This window comes from Nocardia sp. NBC_01388 (assembly GCF_045040085.1).
Classification (GTDB): domain Bacteria; phylum Actinomycetota; class Actinomycetes; order Mycobacteriales; family Mycobacteriaceae; genus Nocardia.
In genome coordinates this window covers 7201000-7215998 of the sequence record NZ_CP109553.1, presented here as the reverse complement: position 1 = coordinate 7215998, position 14999 = coordinate 7201000, and the positions used below count along the sequence as shown (strand labels likewise).

Genomic DNA, 14999 nt, shown 5'->3' with positions numbered 1-14999 from the left:
GCCTGATAGTTAAATCAGTATTGGGTAGCGATGGCCGGACTTGAACCGGCGACACAACGATTATGAGTCGTTTGCTCTACCAACTGAGCTACACCGCCATGCGGAGGATTCGCGGCGGCGATAGCCCGGTCCATCGATCTGGATGCCGAGTCGGTCACCACCGGCAATCCGGCGAGCCCCCTAACGGAATCGAACCGTTGACCTTTTCCTTACCATGGAAACGCTCTACCGACTGAGCTAAGGGGGCATGTCTGCTCAGCTCCGGTCTTTGGAACCGGGCGCTGAAGACTTGAACGAGGTTACACAACATCCGGTCCACTATCCAAACCGAGTGGTCAGAGCAGGTTTTCCGGCCTACCGGAGTGGGTATCCAGCTTCCAGGACCGGCTGCCGGTCGACAACGGCGTCGACCACCGGCGACCTGGTTCCTGAGGTAAGGCCGGGTTGGACGCACAGAACCCCCCGAGACCGCGCGGTCTCGGGGGGTTCGTGTGTGGCAGATGTAGGATTCGAACCTACGTAGGCTTTCGCCGACGGATTTACAGTCCGCTCCCATTGGCCGCTCGGGCAATCTGCCTGGGTGCACCTTGCAGCGCGGTGACGAGAATACATCGAACACCCGCCCGCAATGCAAACCGGCTGGAAAACGCGGTGCCGGACGGACTACCTTCGTCGAGGCACACCCCCAAACTTCCGATCTCGGACAGGAGCACAAGCGTGGCCGATTCGTCGTTCGACGTTGTCAGCAAAATCGATCGCCAGGAGGTCGACAACGCCCTCAACCAGGCGTCGAAGGAGATCGGGACCCGCTACGACTTCCGCGGCACCGGCGCGAGCATCGAATGGTCCGGCGAGGAGAAGATCGTGCTCTCCGCCGAGGCCGAGGATCGCGTCAAGGCGGTCCTGGAGGTGTTCAAGGAGAAGCTGATTCGGCGCGATATCTCGCTGAAGGCCTTCGACGCCGGCGATCCGCAGATCTCCGGAAAGGTGTACAAGATCACAGGCACCCTGGTCGAGGGACTCTCCTCCGAGAATGCCAAGAAGATCGCCAAGAAGATTCGCGACGAGGGCCCCAAGGGCGTGAAGGCGCAGATCCAGGGCGAGGAACTGCGGGTCAGCAGCAAGAACCGTGACGACCTGCAGGCCGTGATCTCCCTGCTGAAGAACGCCGACTTCGACATCGCCTTGCAGTTCGTGAATTACCGGTAACCGCCTCCCCGAACCTTCAGCGCACGGCTGGGTGCCGTGGACGGTTGGCGACGCGTGCCTGCGGTTGGGTGCCGATTACATTCTGGACGTACCCGGCGAGTTACCCCGACCTCACGAAATCAGTTGTCACGAAACGTAATTCCGGGCCCCGGACCGTCAGTAGGTCCGGGGCCCGGAATTTCATTGTCAATACTCGCGGGTTCCCGGTGAGCCCGTGGTGCCCCCCGCCATGGCTTCCAGGCGAGCGATGCGGTCGGCCATGGGCGGGTGGGTGGAGAACCAGCGCGCCATCTTGTCGCCGGCCCGGAAGGGGTTGGCGATCATCAGGTGTGACTGTGCGGTCAGCTGCGGCTCCGGGGGCAGCGGGGCAGCCTGGACACCGCGTTCGAGCTTGCGCAGCGCTGACGCCAGCGCCAGGGGGTCGCCCGTGAGGGCTGCGCCGTCCTCGTCGGCCTGATACTCGCGGGAGCGGGAGACGGCGAGTTTGATGAGCGAGGCCGCGATCGGGCCGAGCAGCGAAACCAGCAGGATGCCAATGACATTCGGGCCCTCGCCATTGCGATTGCCGCCGAAGGCGCTGGCGAAGAAGGCCAGGTTGGCCAGGCCGGAGATGATCGAGGCGAGGGCTCCCGCCACCGACGAGATCAGGATGTCGCGGTTGTAGACGTGCGACAGCTCGTGGCCGAGCACCGCGCGCAGTTCCCGCTCGTCGAGGATCTGCAGGATGCCGGTGGTACAGCAGACCGCGGCGTGGCGCGGATTGCGGCCGGTGGCGAACGCGTTCGGCGCATTGGTGGGGCTGATGTACAGCCGCGGCATGGGTTGCCTTGCCGCCGTGGCCAATTCGCGCACGATGCGATACATGACCGGTGCTTCCAGTTCGGTCACCGGTTGGGCGTGCATGGCCTTGAGGGCCAGTTTGTCGCTGTTGAAATAGGCGTAGGCATTCATGCCCACCGCTAGCAGAACAGACAGGATCAGAATCGTCGGACTGCGGAACATGGCGCCCGCGAACACGATCAGCGCCGACATCCCCACCAGCAGCCCAAACGTCTTCACACCATTTGCGTAACCGTGCACTGTCCCGCCTCTCCGCGTCTTTGGCCTGCCACTAAGTGCCGCGAGACTGAGCTCCAGGACTTACGTCAGGCGCCTGGTCCGGGTCTGGACGTACCCGATGAGCTACCCGGACCTCACGAAATCTATCGTTGCGTTACACCAGGTCAACGATGCGGGGCAGGCTGAAGTTCCCTGCTAGCCGACCCGTTCGATGGTGTACCGAACCAGCCGCTCCAGGGCCTCATTGGCCGGACCACCGGGCAGGGCGGAGAGTTCGGCGTGCGCGATATCGCCGTAGCCGTGCAGTTTCTCCTTGGCCAGCACCATGCCGCGGGAGCGGGCCAGCAGGTCCAGGGCCTCTTCCACCTCGGCGTCGGTCTGCAGCGGGTGGGCCAGCAGCTTGCGCAGCCGGTCGCCGTCGGAGCCCTCGTCACGCAGGGCGTAGAGGACGGGCAGGGTGTGCACGCCTTCGCGCAGGTCGGTGCCCGGGGTCTTGCCGGACTGCTCGGAGACCGACGAGATATCGATGATGTCGTCGGAGATCTGGAAGGCGGTGCCGACCGCGTCGCCGAGCCGGGCGAGGCGTTCCACATGCTCGAGGCCCGCACCGGAGAAGGTGCCGCCGAAGCGCCCGGACGCCGCGATGAGCGAACCGGTCTTCTCCCAGACCACGCGCAGATAGTGCTCGACCGGATCCTGCGACTGCCGCGCGCCGATGGTTTCCCGCATCTGGCCGGTGACCAGTTCGGCGAAGGTTTCGGCGATGATGCGCACCGCGTCCGGGCCGAGGGTGGAGACCAGCCGGGAGGCGTGCGCGAAAAGGTAGTCGCCGGCCAGGATCGCGACGCTGTTGCCCCAGCGGGAATTCACGCTGGGCGCACCGCGGCGCATCGAGGCCTCGTCCATGACGTCGTCGTGGTAGAGCGTGGCCAGGTGCACCAGTTCGACCACGGTTCCGGCGGTGATCAGATCCGGGCTGTCGGGCCGCGGGCCCAGCTGACCGGTGAGAATGGTGAACAGCGGACGGAAGCGCTTACCACCGGCCTTGGCGAGGTGCAGCGCGGCCTCCTGCAGGAAATCCTCCCCGTCGGACAGCTCTTCGATCATCAGGTCTTCGACTTCGACCAGGCCCTTACGCACTGTTTCCGCGAGCTCGGGATCGCCGAGATCCACCCCCGCCACCACCGTGCTCTCATCGCTCACAGCCGATGCGCTCATTTCATCTCCCAGTGCCGCGTCCGACCCCACGCCAAAGAACCTAGCGTGTGGACACCTGGCCCCCTAGGCACACCACCGTAGTGCGACGCAGTGCATACTGCTCCGCCTATTTGCCTCCGCTTCGCTCCGGCGGGTTCGCGGCCCTCTTTGTCTCGTTCTTCCCTCCCTCCGCTCCTCCGCTTCGCTCCCCCGCTCCACTCGGTCCAGAACGAGACGGGCCGCGAACTTGGGGTGTTCGCGTTGATGGCCATACATGTCGGATGTGATTGATAGCCATCCACATCGACAGTGATTGTGAAGGGCTGCAAGTATTGAGCGCATGGGTTCAGCGGAAGTCGCGCCGGAGCAGGGGCAATCGTCGAGTGTGCTGCCCGCGCATGCCGATGTGCTGGTGGTAGGGGCCGGACCGGCCGGATCGGCGGCCGCGGCCTGGGCCGCGCAGGCCGGGCGGGATGTGCTGCTGACGGATTCGGCGGTGTTCCCGCGGGACAAGACCTGCGGCGACGGGCTGACCCCGCGCGCCACCGCCGAGCTGGAGCATCTGGGGCTCGGGGATTGGCTGCGGGCGCACACCGTCAATCGCGGGCTGCGCATGGCCGGGTTCGGGCGCGAGGCCCTGCTGCCCTGGCCGGGCGGCTCGTTCCCCGCGTACGGCAGTGCGGTGCCGCGCACCGAACTCGACGACAAGCTGCGGGAGACCGCGGTGAAGTTCGGGGCCCGAATGGTGCAGGGCGCCAAGGTAGTCGAGGTGGCGCGGGACGGTGATCGGGTCACCGGGGTGACCGTCAAGACCGATTCCGGCTTGCAGGCGGTGTCCTGCAAGGTGCTGATCGTCGCGGACGGGGTGCGGTCGCCGGTCGGAAAACTGCTGGGACGCACCTGGCATCGGGAGTACGCGTACGGGACGGCGGCGCGCGCGTACATCAAGTCCGAGCGCAGCGATGATCCGTGGATCACCTCGCATCTCGAATTGCGGGATGCGAACGATGAATTGGTGCCCGGCTACGGCTGGGTGTTCCCGCTCGGCAACGGTGAGGTCAATATCGGGGTCGGCTCGCTCGCCACCGAGAAGCGGCCCTCGCATATTTCGTTGAAACCGCTGCTGCAGCACTATGTTTCGCAGCGCCGCACGGAGTGGGGCTTCGAAGGTGAGGCGCGGGCCGTCGCCTCGGCGCTGCTGCCCATGGGCGGTGCGGTCTCGAATGTGGCCGGGTGCAATTGGGCGCTGGTCGGCGATGCCGCGGGCTGCGTGAATCCGCTCAACGGTGAGGGTATCGACTACGGCCTCGAGGGCGGGCACATGCTCGCGGAGCTGCTGGACGAACCCGATCTGACCACGCTCTGGCCGCAGACGCTGCGGGCCCGCTACGGCCGGACCTATTCGGTGGCACGGCGTTTGGCCGCACTGGCGACCCATCCGCGGGCGGTGCCGCTCGGCGGTCCGCCGGTGATGCGGTCGAAGCTGTTGCAGCGCACGGCGGTTCGGGTGATGGGCAATCTGGTGACCGATGAGGACCTGGATCTCACCGCCAAACTGTGGCGTGGCGCGGGGCGGGCGTCGATGCGATTCGACAAGCTGCAGCCCTTCGCATGACCACCCGGCCGGTCGCCGAGGAACTGCTCCCGCATCTGCGGCGCGCACGGGATCTCGCGGACCGGCACTATGCGGAGCCGCTGGACCTGGACGGTCTGGCGGCCGCCGCCGGGGTGTCCAAATACCACTTCCTGCGGTGTTTCGCCGCGACCTACGGTAAGACCCCGGCGCTGTATCTGGCGGAGCGGCGCATCGAGCGCGCGCAGGATCTCTTGCGCGCCACCAATATCACGGTGACCGAGACCTGCATGATGGTCGGCTACAGCAGTCTGGGTTCCTTCAGCCGCAAATTCACCGATCTGGTGGGGATGTCGCCCTCGGAGTATCAGGCCAAGTTCGCCGTCGAGGGCGCTCCCCACATTCCGGGGTGCTACATCTTCATGCACGGTCTGTCGGACCGGAAACCGGCCGAATCCGGCGACACCGCAATTTCGGAGAAGCCTCCCGGGGTCGCGGGTCCCTAGCCTTGCGGTATGACGATCACCAACGTTTCCCTGGCCACCGTGTACGTGACCGATCAGAGCGCCGCCAAACAGTGGTACACCGACAAACTCGGTTTCGTGGAGACCGCGGATGTGACCATGGGCGACAACGGCTTCCGCTGGGTGACAGTGGCGCAGCCGGATCATCTCGAGCTGGAGGTGACCCTCATGCTGCCGGGGCCGCCGCTGGACGAGCAGCTGGCCGAGGCCATCCGGCGTTCGCTGGCCAGTGGCACGCACGGCGCGCTCGGGCTGCGAACCGACAACTGCCAGAAGACTTTCGAGGAGCTCAGCGCCAAGGGCGTGGAGTTCGTGCAGCCGCCGTCGGAGCGCCCGTACGGCGTGGAGGCCATCATTCGCGACAACTCCGGGAACTGGCTCGTGCTGGTGGAGAACCGCGAATTCGATCCCACTCGAGGGCAATAGACCCTCCCCCCGCCCCGAGTTCGCGGCCCGTCTCGGCTCTGGACTGAGCGGAGCGGGGGAGCGAAGCAGAGGAGCGGAGGGAGGGAAGAACGAGACTTCAGGGGCCGCGAACCGCCCGGAGCGAAGCGGAGGGCAAATTAGACAGAGCTCTGTGCGGCGAACCACGCCTCGATGGACTTGCGCTCGCTCTTCATCACCTTCTCGAGCAGGTTCTCCACCAGCGGCTCGATGGCGCCGCCGACCAGGGGAACCTTGACGTTCACCGTGCCGGCGGCCTCGATCTCGGAACCCTCGGCGGTGGGCCGCAATTCGAGGGTGCCCGACATATCGGTGGTGATACCGGTGGAGGCGCCCTGGAAGGTGCCCGTGGCGGTATCGCCGTCGAGCACGCCCCAGCTGTCGGTGCGCTGGAGTTCGAGATCGCTCTTGAGGACCTTCTTGACCAGGCCCGGAATCTTGTCTTCGGCTGCTTTTTCGGTCATATGGATGCGGATGGTGCCGGGCCCGTCGGGATGGGACAGGTTCAGGGTGGCGGTGGACGCGCCGGTGAAGCGGGAATTCCACATCTCGTCGTTGGTCAGTGCCCGGTGAAGCTCTTCTACCGGAACGCTGTACTGCACGGTGAAGCTGAATTTACGGGACATGGCGGCAACGGTAGCCCAGTCATGGAATAGCCTGGTGAAGTGTCGGAAACCAGCCAGTCTGTCACCGCAGCGGAGCGGAGCAGTCTCACCGCAGCGGAGCGGAGCAGTGTGACCGCAGCGGAGCGGAGCGGACTCACCGCAGCGAAGCGGAGCAGTGTGACCGAGGCGGAACCGGGCGCCACCGCGCCGCCGCTCGCCGACGCTCCCCCACCACCGCCCGCGACCCGCTGGCGGCGCACACGCATGGGAATCCTGATCGCCGCGTCGGCCATCAGCGTGCTCGCGGTGCTGCTGGTGCTGGCCGCCTGGAAGGACGATCGGCTCATCAGTTCGGATATGGGCACGACCAGCGGCGAAGTGCTGTCGGCCGGACGCCTGCGGTCCGCGGTCATCTTCGTGACCCCGGACGGTGAGACGCACAATCCCAAGGTCGGCGTGCTGTACCCGACCAGACTGACCGTCGGCGAACGCATCAATGTCGAATATCAGCGCAGCGATCCCGATCTGGTCCGCGTGGCCGGTCGCGATGCGCGCGTCGCCATCATCCCGGCACTGTCGGTGATCGTGGTGACATGGGCGATAACCCTGCCAGCACTGTGGATTCTCGGCGTACGCCCACGTCGCGAGCGCCCATGGTTCGCGGCCCGGCTCGCTCTGGACTGAGGTAGCGGAGGAGGGAAGAGTGCGACTCCCAGGGCCGCGAACCCGCCCGGAGCGAAGCGGAGGGCAGAATGGGCAGAGTGAAAACAGAGCGGCGGGAATCGGTTCGGGCCTCGTTGGAGAAGCAGCCGCACGAGGTCGCGTCGATGTTCGACGGGGTCGCGAAGCGGTACGACCTCACCAATACGGTGATCTCCGGTGGCCAGGACTATTACTGGCGGTGGGCGACGCGTAAAGCGCTGGCGCTGCGGCCCGGTGAGCGGGTGCTGGATCTGGCCGCGGGCACCGGCGTCTCCACGCTCGAGCTGGCCAAGTCCGGCGCCTGGTGCGTGGCCACCGATTTCTCGCAGGGGATGCTGGCGGCGGGGCGGTTCCGCAAGGTCCCGATGGTGGCCGGTGATGCCATGGCGCTGCCGTTCGCGGACGAATCCTTCGATGCGGTGACCATCTCCTACGGTCTGCGCAATGTCGCCGATCCGGATCTGGCGCTGCGCGAGATGCTGCGCGTCACCAAGCCCGGCGGCCGGCTGGTGGTGGCGGAGTTCTCCACGCCGACCTTCGCGCTTTTCCGCACCGTCTACATGGAGTACCTGATGAAGGCGCTCCCGGCGGTGGCCAAGCGAGTCTCCAGCAATCCGGATGCGTATGTCTATCTGGCGGAATCGATCCGGGCCTGGCCGACGCAGACGCAGCTCGCACTGCGTATCGCCGATGCCGGTTGGTCGTCGGTGAAGTGGCGTAATCTTTCCGGGGGCGCGGTGGCGCTGCACCGCGGCTTCAAATTGGACTGACCAGCATTTTTGTGGTCCGCCTCACACCCGAGGGGCCGAAAAGCCCGCCTCACGGACAGCGAAACCCACTGTGAGGGGGAATGTCATCTGCCGATAACGTCCGGTAAATCCGGCGCAACCGGGGATGACGAAGATCGGAAGCATGCCCGATTCCAGCATTCCCCCGACGAGCACTCGGACCGCGTGCTCGTACTGCGGGGTGGGCTGCGGCATCGTTGTGCACACCCGCCCAGATGACTCCGGCGCCCCGGTCATCGCGTCGGTCAGTGGCGACAAGCTGCATCCGGTGAATGCGGGACGCCTGTGCACCAAGGGCGCCACCCACGCCGAGCTCATGCGCACGGACGGGCGGATGGCGACCGCGTACCGGCGGCCGGAACGCGGGCAGCCGCCGATGCCGGTGCCGGTCGACGCGGCGATCCAGGAGGCCGCCGACCGGCTGCGCGCGATTCTCGACGAGCACGGCCCGGATGCGGTGGCGCTCTACGTTTCCGGGCAGATGTCGATCGAAGCCCAGTATCTGGCAAACAAATTGGCCAAGGGTTATCTGCGGACCGTGCATATCGAGGCCAATTCGCGGCTGTGCATGGCCAGTGCGGCCACCGGATACAAGCAGTCGTTCGGAGCGGACGGGCCGCCCGGCTCCTACGAGGACCTCGACCACGCGGATCTGTTCTTCGTGATCGGCGCGAATATGGCGGACTGCCATCCGATTCTGCTGCTGCGCATGGCGGGGCGGTTGAAGGCGGGCGCGAAACTCATCGTGGTGGATCCGCGGCGCACCGAAACCGCGAAAAAGGCGGACCTGTTCCTGCAGATCCGGCCCGGCACGGATCTGGCGCTGCTGAACGGTTTACTGCATCTGCTCGTCGAAAACGGGGATATAGATACCGAATTCATCGCCGAGCACACGCAGGGGTGGGCGGCGATGCCGGAGTTCCTCGCCGAGTACGCGCCCGCGCAGGTCGCGGAGATGACCGGTCTGGCGGAGGACGATATTCGCACCGCGGCGGAGTGGATCGGTGCGGCCGGTGAATGGATGTCGCTGTGGACCATGGGCGTCAATCAGTCCACACACGGCACCTGGACCACCAATGCGATCATCAATATGCATCTGGCCACCGGCGCGGTCTGCCGCACCGGCAGCGGGCCGTTCTCGCTCACCGGGCAGCCGAATGCCATGGGCGGGCGCGAAATGGGTTATATGGGACCGGGATTGCCCGGGCAGCGCAGTGTGCTGTCGGCGGCGGACCGGAGCTTCGTGGAGACGGCGTGGGAGCTGGAACCCGGTGCGCTGCGGGACAAGGCCGGGCCCGGCACCGTCGAGATGTTCCGCGGGCTCGCGGACGGCGATATCAAGGCGTGCTGGATCATCTGCAGCAATCCCGTTGCCTCCATGGCGAATCGGAAGACCGTGATCGACGGGCTGGAAGCCGCCGAGCTGGTGATCGCCCAGGATGTGTACACCGAGACCGCCACCAATTCCTATGCCGATCTGATGCTGCCCGCCACTCTGTGGGCGGAATCGGATGCGGTGATGGTGAATTCGGAGCGCACTCTGACCCTGCTGCCGCAGTCGGTGCCGCCGGTGGGCGAGGCCCGGCCGGACTGGCAGTTGATCGCGCAGGTGGCGAGCGCCATGGGGTTCCCCGGCTTCGACTACAAGAGCAGTGCCGAGATCTTCGAGGAGATACGGCAATTCGCGAATCCGGTGACGGGATATGACCTGCGCGGCATTACCTACGAGGCGCTGCGGGACGGGCCCATGCAGTGGCCGTGCCCCGATCCGGCACAGCGCCGCAATCCCATTCGCTATCGCAATGACGGTGTCAGCCAGCACCTGTTCACCGATGAGAGCGGTACGCGGCCGCGCCTGGCCTTCGCCACACCCAGCCGGCGCGCCGTCTTCTGGCCGCGCCCGCATCTGCTGCCCGCCGAAATGCCCGACGATGACCACCCCTTCGTGCTCAATACCGGTCGCCTGCAACATCAATGGCACACCATGACCAAGACCGGCAAGGTCGCGAAACTGGTCAAACTCAACGGCGACCCGTTCCTCGAGGTGCATCCGGACGATGCCGCCGCACTCCAACTACACGAGGGCGATCAGATCGAAATCGCCTCCCGCCGTGGACGTGCCGTACTCCCCGCCCGCATCAGCGACCGCGTGCTGCCCGGCTCCTGCTTCGCCCCGTTCCACTGGAACGACGAACAGGGCGAATACCTGACCATCAATGCCGTCACCAACGACGCTGTGGACCCGGACTCCCTGCAACCCGAATTCAAGGCCTGCGCCGTCCGGCTCCGCAAGGTCGCCGCCGTCTCCACCACCCCCCGCCAGGTCCCGGCCACCGATCGCCGTGGAGCGGACTCCCCTGCCGCAGGCCCAAGGAGCGTAGAGACCAGTCCGTTCGGCTTCGACCGAGACCCGATCCACACTTCCAGTGCTCCGAACGGAAGTGCATCACATCCGTTCGGCACAGCGGCGGACAGCGCTGGGCGTGAGGGAGTGCATCCGCTGTCGGCAATGCTCGGGCTCGACGGAGCGGTCGCGCCGACGCTGAGCGATGCGGAGCGGATCTATCTGGGCGGGTATCTGGCGGCATTGCAGACCTTGCCGGTGGCAGGGGTGCCGATACTGCCCGAGACCGCGCCTCTTTCACGGGGCAGCCGACTCTGGATCGACGGGTTGCTCGCGGGCATGTATTCCCGCGGAGCACAGCCGCAATCGGCGGGTATCGCCGATGCGGGCGCCTTGCAGACAGGCGCCGGGAACGGCGAGCCGGTCACACGGACGGTGACAGTGCTGTGGGCTTCCCAGACCGGGACCGCAGAGGAGCTGGCAGCCGCGGTCGCAACACGTCTCGCCGCAGCCGATTTCACGCCCCGGCTGGTGGATATGGACTCCACCGATCTCGCAGATCTGACCGGTGACGTGCTGGTGATCACCAGCACCTTCGGCGACGGCGGCCCGCCGGACAATGGCCAAGACTTCTGGGATCGTCTCAGCGACAGCGCAATCCGCCTCACCGGCATGCGGTATGCCGTCTTCGCGCTGGGCGATTCCTCGTACGACGAATTCTGCGGACACGGGCGCAAGCTGGATGAACTTCTCGCCGAATGCGGTGCGAGTCGCCTGCTACCGCGCGTGGAAAGCGAGCCCGATCACGACGACCTGTCCGAACAATGGATCGACGACGTGACCGCAGCACTCGGCGGAAATCCGGAACCCCTTGGTTCGCAAGCGATTCGGGCCAACAGCCCCACCACTAGAGACGGATCACCAAGCCCGGGCAGCCGGTACGCGGCTGCGGGCACCCCGGCCTCGGGCGGCGCGCCAGAACCGCACGGCGCGTCGGCTTTCAGCGGCGCGCCAGCCACCAACAGCGCCCAGATTCCTGGCGGGTTGTTGTCATATGGCGGCGGGCTCATACCCGGCGGTGGGTTCGGGCCCGGTGGTGGAGCGTCCGGCGGTTCGGCCGCCCGGCCACATTCCCCCGCGACCACCGGCACCGCGCGCGGTGCCGTAACCACCCTCGCTCCTGCCCAATTCACTCGTAATGCACCGCTTTCGGCGCGGCTGGTGCGTAATGAGTTGCTGTCGCGGCCGGGGTCGGAGAAAGAGGTGCGGCAGTTCGGGTTCGATCTGCGGGGACTGGATGCGAGTTATGAGGTCGGCGATTCACTGGGGATCAAGCCTGCCAATTGTGATGCGCTGGTAGCGGAATGGCTGGCTGCGACCGGGCTCGACGGGCGACGGCTCATCGATCTGGAGGATCGGGAGTTGCCGCTGGCGGAGGCGCTGCGCACGCATTACGACATCACCAAGGTGAGTACCGATCTGCTGTCGTTCATTGCCGAGCACAATGCGAGTCCGCATCTGGCGAAACTGCTGCGGCGCGACAATCGCAACGAGCTGGACAGCTATCTGTGGGATCGGCAGCCGGTGGATGTGCTGCGCGACTTTCCGGTGCGGGCCGATCTGGTGGAGTGGCTGGGCACGCTGAAAAAGCTGCAGCCGCGCCAGTATTCGATTTCCTCCAGTCCGCTGATCGACCCGCACGAGGTGCAGCTGACGGTGGGCGTGGTGCGCTACGGAAATCCGGTGGCCGCCGGCGCCGCCCGGCGCGGCGGCGTCAGTTCCACCTTCCTGGCCGATCGCGCGGGCGAGGCGCCGATCTTCCTGCAGCGCGCCCCGCATTTCCGCCCCCCGCTGGATCCGAACGCGCCCATGATCATGGTCGGTCCGGGCACCGGCATCGCACCGTTCCGGGGTTTCCTGCACGAGCGCCGCGCGCTCGGCTGCCAGGGCCGCAATTGGCTGTTCTTCGGCGATCAGCACGCGGCGGACAATTTCTATTACCGCGCGGAACTGGAGGATATGTTCCGCTCGGGCTTCCTGACCCGGTTGGATCTGGCTTTCTCGCGGGATCAGCGGGAGCGGGTCTATGTGCAGCACCGCATGATCGAGCACGGTGCGGAACTGTGGGCATGGCTGCGTGAGGGCGGCCATTTCTACGTCTGCGGTGATGCCGCACGCATGGCCAGGGATGTGGACGACACCCTGCTGCGGATAGCCCGGATTCACGGGAAATTGAGCGAGGAGGCCGCACTGGCCTTCAAGAAGCAGCTGGTCGCCGAGAAACGCTACGTGCGCGACGTGTACTGAGCCCCGAATTCTCTGGGGTTCCCAGCCATGGATTTCCCGGATTCCCTTCCCTACGATGTGAAATCGTCGTGTTTACAACGGAGGGTCGGGTCTTGAACCGAAGAATCACCGGGCGAATCGCATTGGCGGCCTTGGCGGCTACCGTGTCGATCGGAGTGAGCGCTTATCCCGCGACGGCGGATACCCCGACCGCCCCCGGAGTGACCACCACGGCGACATCGCCCGACGGTTCCTACATCAAGAACGTCACGGTCAAGGACGACCGCAACATCCAGCTCCAGATCTACTCCGCCGCCATGGACCAGACCTTCCCGGTGGACGTCCTGCGCCCCGCCGATACCGCCGACGCGCGGCCCACCCTGTATCTGCTCAACGGCGCGGGCGGCGGCGTCGACAATGCCTCCTGGCAATTGCGCACGGACGCACTGGATTTCCTGTCCGGCAAGAACATCAATGTCGTGCAGATCATCGGCGGCGCGTTCACCTGGTATACCGACTGGCTGAAGCCCGACAAAGCACTCGGCGTGAACAAGTGGTCGACCTATCTGGGCCAGGAACTGCCGCCGCTGATCGATGTCGCCCTGAACACCAATCGGGTGAATGCCATTGCGGGACTGTCCATGGCGGGCTTGCCGGTGCTGAACTCGGTGATCTTCAATCCCGGGCAGTACCGCAGCGCCGCCGTGTACAGCGGCCTCTCCCAGACCACCACGCCGACCGGGCGCGAGGCCGTCAAGATGACCACGGAACTCTACGGCGGCGGTGACGTCCAGAATATGTGGGGTGCGGACGACAACCCGCTCTGGGCGGCCAACGATCCCACCCTCAATGCCGAAAAACTGCGCGGCACCAATCTTTTCATCTCGACCGGCACCGGAATCCCCGGCGCCTATGACATGCCGGGCGGCAAATTCCGCATGGAGAAGCCCGCGGACTTCGCACAGACGGTCGCGCTCGGCAGCTTCATCGAGGCCAATATCGATGCGTCCACCCATACTCTGCAGGACCGTCTCGATCAGCTGAACATTCCGGCGACCTTCGTCTACCGCAGCACCGGCACCCACTCCTGGGGCTACTGGCAGGACGATCTGAAGACGTCCTGGCCGGTACTGGCGGCGGGACTGTACTCCGCGCCTTAGACCGCCGGCGGATTCAGCCGGGTGAAATCCGCGAGCCGGTAGTACGGGTAGTAGGGGTAGGGCGGCGTCACCGCGCTCGCCTTGTCGAGGCGGGCGATCTGCTCGGCGTCCAGGCTCCAGCCGACGGCGCCGAGATTCTGCCGCAGCTGCTCCTCATTGCGCGCGCCGACCATGACGGTCGCGACGGTGGGGCGGGTGAGCAGCCAGTTCAGCGCGATCTGCGGGACGGTGCGGCCGGTCTCGGCGGCGAGGTCGTCGAGCACATCGACCACGTCGTAGAGCACCTCGTCGTCCACCGGCGGCCCCGCCGCGGCGGTCAGGTGCAGGCGGCTGCCTTCCGGAAGCGGTTGGCCGCGGCGGATTTTGCCCGTGAGGCGACCCCAGCCGAGCGGGCTCCACACCACCGCACCGACACCCTGATCGACGCCGAGCGGCATGAGTTCCCACTCGTAGTCGCGCCCGACCAGCGAGTAGTAGACCTGGTGCGCGACATAGCGCGGGAGCCCGTAACGGTCCGCTGCGGCAAGGGATTTCATGAGTTGCCAGCCCGCGAAGTTCGAGGCGCCGACATAGCGGATCTTGCCCGAACGCACCAGATCATCCAGTGCCGCAAGGACTTCCTCCACCGGGGTGCCCGCGTCGAAGGCGTGCAGTTGGAACAGATCGATGTGCTCGGTGCCGAGCCGCCGCAGTGAGCCCTCGACCGCGCGGATCAGGCGGGCGCGCCCGGAACCGGAATCGTAGGGTCCGGGGCCGGTCGGCAGGGAGGCCTTGGTGGAGATCAGCAGATCGTCGCGGCGGCCCCGAATCGCTTCGCCGAGAACCTCTTCCGAGGCGCCGTCCGAGTAGACGTCGGCGGTGTCGAACATGGTGACGCCTGCTTCCAGACTGATGTCGACGAGGCGGCGAGCCTGCCGCGCATCGGTATCACCCCACGCGCCGAAGAGTTCGCCGCGACCCCCGAAGGTGCCCGCGCCGAAGCTCAATGCCGGAACCATCAGACCTGATGCGCCGAGCCTGCGGTACTCCATGACAACCCCTAACGGAACTACAGTTTTATTAACAAAATCGACGATACACTCACCCTGTCGCAAATGGAACTGGAGGC

The 14999-nt window shown here is 65.9% G+C and carries 12 protein-coding genes and 3 tRNA genes; 8 read left to right on the top strand and 7 right to left on the bottom strand.

From position 1 onward, the window contains the following. Positions 1–25: 25 nt before the first annotated feature. The 3 genes from OG716_RS34540 to OG716_RS34530 form a co-directional block, all read right to left on the bottom strand. Positions 26–98: transfer RNA gene (locus OG716_RS34540), tRNA-Met, on the bottom strand. Positions 99–174: 76 nt separating this feature from the next. Then, a tRNA-Thr gene (locus OG716_RS34535) sits at positions 175–247 on the bottom strand. 247 nt (positions 248–494) lie between these two features. After that, positions 495–577: transfer RNA gene (locus OG716_RS34530), tRNA-Tyr, on the bottom strand. A 140-nt stretch (positions 578–717) separates the two neighbouring features. Here OG716_RS34530 and OG716_RS34525 point away from each other — a divergent pair. Next, positions 718–1209, top strand: a complete 492-nt coding sequence (locus tag OG716_RS34525) for a YajQ family cyclic di-GMP-binding protein (RefSeq protein WP_327142393.1) — start codon at positions 718–720, stop codon at positions 1207–1209. Positions 1210–1395: 186 nt separating this feature from the next. On the opposite strand, the gene htpX is transcribed toward OG716_RS34525, so the two are convergent. Then, positions 1396–2289, bottom strand: a complete 894-nt coding sequence (gene htpX / locus OG716_RS34520) for a zinc metalloprotease HtpX (protein WP_405134546.1) — start codon at positions 2287–2289, stop codon at positions 1396–1398. A 174-nt stretch (positions 2290–2463) separates the two neighbouring features. Further along, positions 2464–3486 (bottom strand): polyprenyl synthetase family protein, encoded by a 1023-nt coding sequence (locus tag OG716_RS34515; protein ID WP_355129302.1) that lies wholly within the window; start codon positions 3484–3486, stop codon positions 2464–2466. Between the two features lie 319 nt (positions 3487–3805). Between OG716_RS34515 and OG716_RS34510 the strand changes: the two genes are divergently transcribed. The 3 genes from OG716_RS34510 to OG716_RS34500 are packed head-to-tail and all read left to right on the top strand — an operon-like array spanning position 3806 to position 5988. Continuing rightward, positions 3806–5080, top strand: coding sequence for a geranylgeranyl reductase family protein (locus OG716_RS34510; protein WP_405134545.1), 1275 nt, complete (start codon positions 3806–3808; stop codon positions 5078–5080). Continuing rightward, positions 5077–5544 carry a helix-turn-helix transcriptional regulator gene (locus OG716_RS34505; protein WP_405134544.1) on the top strand — a complete coding sequence of 156 codons (468 nt, stop codon included), beginning with the start codon at positions 5077–5079 and terminating at the stop codon, positions 5542–5544. The genes OG716_RS34510 and OG716_RS34505 overlap by 4 nt, the downstream gene beginning before the upstream one ends. Before the next feature lie 9 nt (positions 5545–5553). Further along, on the top strand, positions 5554–5988 hold the full coding sequence (locus OG716_RS34500) for a VOC family protein (protein ID WP_405134543.1): 435 nt from the start codon (positions 5554–5556) through the stop codon (positions 5986–5988). A gap of 137 nt (positions 5989–6125) precedes the next feature. Here the strand turns inward: OG716_RS34500 and OG716_RS34495 are convergent, their stop codons facing one another. After that, positions 6126–6632: a DUF2505 domain-containing protein gene (locus tag OG716_RS34495; protein WP_405134542.1), complete on the bottom strand. Its 507-nt coding sequence runs from the start codon at positions 6630–6632 to the stop codon at positions 6126–6128. A gap of 243 nt (positions 6633–6875) precedes the next feature. Between OG716_RS34495 and OG716_RS34490 the strand changes: the two genes are divergently transcribed. From OG716_RS34490 to OG716_RS34475, 4 genes are all read left to right on the top strand, one after another. Further along, complete coding sequence (locus tag OG716_RS34490) at positions 6876–7295, top strand: DUF3592 domain-containing protein (RefSeq protein ID WP_405140113.1); 420 nt, start codon at positions 6876–6878, stop codon at positions 7293–7295. A gap of 77 nt (positions 7296–7372) precedes the next feature. Continuing rightward, a complete protein-coding gene (locus OG716_RS34485; RefSeq protein WP_405134541.1) occupies positions 7373–8083 on the top strand; it encodes a demethylmenaquinone methyltransferase in 711 nt (236 codons plus the stop codon). 142 nt (positions 8084–8225) lie between these two features. Beyond that, positions 8226–12752, top strand: coding sequence for a molybdopterin-dependent oxidoreductase (locus OG716_RS34480; protein WP_405134540.1), 4527 nt, complete (start codon positions 8226–8228; stop codon positions 12750–12752). Between the two features lie 149 nt (positions 12753–12901). Next, entirely contained in the window at positions 12902–13891 is a 990-nt protein-coding gene (locus OG716_RS34475) for an alpha/beta hydrolase (RefSeq protein ID WP_405140111.1), read from the top strand. On the opposite strand, the gene OG716_RS34470 is transcribed toward OG716_RS34475, so the two are convergent. Further along, positions 13888–14922, bottom strand: a complete 1035-nt coding sequence (locus OG716_RS34470) for an aldo/keto reductase (protein ID WP_405134539.1) — start codon at positions 14920–14922, stop codon at positions 13888–13890. The two genes, OG716_RS34475 and OG716_RS34470, sit on opposite strands and share 4 nt — an antisense overlap. Positions 14923–14999: the final 77 nt, after the last annotated feature.